Origin of the sequence: Acidithiobacillus ferriphilus, from assembly GCF_018854775.1 — a bacterium.
GTDB classification, from domain to species: Bacteria; Pseudomonadota; Gammaproteobacteria; order Acidithiobacillales; family Acidithiobacillaceae; genus Acidithiobacillus; species Acidithiobacillus ferriphilus.
Map to the genome: position 1 here is coordinate 2,501 of NZ_JAAZTY010000141.1, position 2,751 is coordinate 5,251.

At 55.0% G+C, this 2,751-nt stretch carries 2 rRNA genes (1 of these 2 running past the window's edge); both read left to right on the forward strand.

Going from position 1 to position 2,751, the window contains the following annotated elements:
- Nucleotides 1–2,482: ribosomal RNA gene (locus HF921_RS10175) — 23S ribosomal RNA — on the forward strand (it extends 408 nt beyond the left edge of the window).
- Nucleotides 2,483–2,579: 97 nt separating this feature from the next.
- A 5S ribosomal RNA gene (gene rrf / locus HF921_RS10180) occupies nt 2,580–2,695 on the forward strand.
- Nucleotides 2,696–2,751 lie beyond the last annotated feature (56 nt).

The following is a 2,751-nucleotide window of genomic DNA, read 5'->3' on the forward strand; positions in this document are numbered from 1 at the left end:
GGGGGGACCATCCTCCAAGGCTAAATACTCGTCTCTGACCGATAGTGAACCAGTACCGTGAGGGAAAGGCGAAAAGAACCGCGGAGAGCGGAGTGAAATAGATCCTGAAACCGTATGCCTACAAGCAGTGGGAGCCCGTTTTACGGGTGACTGCGTACCTTTTGTATCATGGGTCAGCGACTTACTTTCTGTGGCGAGCTTAACCGAAGAGGGGAGGCGTAGGGAAACCGAGTCTGAATAGGGCGACAGTCGCAGGGAGTAGACCCGAAACCGGACGATCTATCCATGGTCAGGATGAAGGTGGGGTAAAACCTACTGGAGGTCCGAACCCACGCCCGTTGAAAAGGTCGGGGATGAACTGTGGATAGGAGTGAAAGGCTAAACAAGTCCGGAGATAGCTGGTTCTCCCCGAAAGCTATTGAGGTAGCGCGTTTGGTATTACTGCCGGGGGTAGAGCACTGTTACGGCTAGGGGGCTGTCATGGCTTACCAACCCGTTGCAAACTCCGAATACCGGCAAGTACGAGCCAGGCAGACAGACGGCGGGTGCTAACGTCCGTCGTCAAGAGGGATGAAAACCCAGACCGCCAGCTAAGGTCCCCAAATATGGCTCAGTGGGAAACGATGTGGGAAGGCAAAGACAGCTAGGAGGTTGGCTTAGAAGCAGCCATCCTTTAAAGAAAGCGTAATAGCTCACTAGTCGAGTCGGCCTGCGCGGAAGATTTAACGGGGCTCAAGCCATATACCGAAGCTGCGGGTGTGTTCTATGAACACGCGGTAGGGGAGCGTTCGGTAAGCCAGTGAAGGTGTGTCGGAAGGCATGCTGGAGGTATCCGAAGTGCGAATGCTGACATGAGTAGCGATAAAGGGTGTGAAAACCACCCTCGCCGTAAGCCCAAGGGTTCCTGCGTCAAGTCAATCTGCGCAGGGTGAGTCGGCCCCTAAGGCGAGGCCGAGAGGCGTAGCTGATGGGAAATCGGTTAATATTCCGATACTGTTGTAAGATGCGATGGAGTGACGGAGAAAGGTAGCTCAGCCGGGTGTTGGACGTCCTGGTTTAAGCGTGTAGGGAGTCTTCTTAGGCAAATCCGGGAAGGCAATTCCAAGGCGTGATGACGATCCTCTACGGAGGAGAAGTGAGTGAACCTACGCTTCCAGGAAAAGCTTCTAAGCTCTAGTCTTACGATGACCGTACCCCAAACCGACACAGGTGGGCAGGAAGAATATTCCAAGGCGCTTGAGAGACCTCGGGTGAAGGAACTCGGCAAATTGACACCGTAACTTCGGAAGAAGGTGTGCCCTGATAGGTTGTACTCCCTTGCGGAGGAAGGCCGAAGGGGTCGCAGAGAATCGGTGGCTGCAACTGTTTAACAAAAACACAGGGCTCTGCAAAGACGAAAGTCGACGTATAGGGTCTGACGCCTGCCCGGTGCCGGAAGGTTAAGTGAGGGGGTGCAAGCTCTTGATCGAAGCCCCGGTAAACGGCGGCCGTAACTATAACGGTCCTAAGGTAGCGAAATTCCTTGTCGGGTAAGTTCCGACCTGCACGAATGGCGTAATGATGGCCACACTGTCTCCACCCGAGACTCAGCGAAGTTGAAGTCGCTGTGAAGATACAGCGTTCCCGTGGCAAGACGGAAAGACCCCGTGCACCTTTACTACAACCTAGCATGGGACTTTGAGATGATTTGTGTAGGATAGGTGGGAGGCTGTGAAACCGGGACGCCAGTTCTGGTGGAGCCGTCCTTGAAATACCACCCTGGTGATCTTGGGGTTCTAACCTCGATCCGTTATCCGGATCAGGGACAGTGTTAGGCGGGTAGTTTGACTGGGGCGGTCTCCTCCCAAAGAGTAACGGAGGAGCACGAAGGTACCCTCAGCGCGGTCGGAAATCGCGCAGTGAGTGCAAAGGCACAAGGGTGCTTGACTGCGAGACAGACAAGTCGAGCAGGTGCGAAAGCAGGTCTTAGTGATCCGGTGGTTCTGTATGGAAGGGCCATCGCTCAACGGATAAAAGGTACGCCGGGGATAACAGGCTGATTCCCCCCAAGAGTTCACATCGACGGGGGAGTTTGGCACCTCGATGTCGGCTCATCGCATCCTGGGGCTGTAGCCGGTCCCAAGGGTATGGCTGTTCGCCATTTAAAGCGGTACGCGAGCTGGGTTCAGAACGTCGTGAGACAGTTCGGTCCCTATCTGCCATGGGCGTTGGAGATTTGAAGGAAGCTGCTCCTAGTACGAGAGGACCGGAGTGGACGTACCTCTGGTGTTCCGGTTGTTCTGCCAAGGGCATTGCCGGGTAGCTATGTACGGTCGGGATAACCGCTGAAAGCATCTAAGCGGGAAGCCCATCCTAAGATGAGATCTCCCGGGGCATAAGCCCCCTGAAGGGTCGTGGAAGACCACCACGTTGATAGGCTCCATGTGGAAGCGCAGCAATGCGTGCAGCTAAGGAGTACTAATCGCCCGTGTGGCTTGACCATATATCACCCAAGCATCCAGTTTAAAAAGGCCTTCCCTTCAGCAACACCCTGAGCGCGAGCCAAGACCCGCGCCCAGGGCCAGACCAGTTTAACCTTGTCTGGCGGCCATAGCGCAGTGGAACCACCCCTTCCCATCTCGAACAGGACCGTGAAACGCTGCAGCGCCTATGATAGTTGAGGGTCTCCCTCCGCGAAAGTCGGTCACCGCCAGACACCTATACCATACAACCCCGTACTCATTAACATCGAGTCGGGGTTGTTTTTTGTCG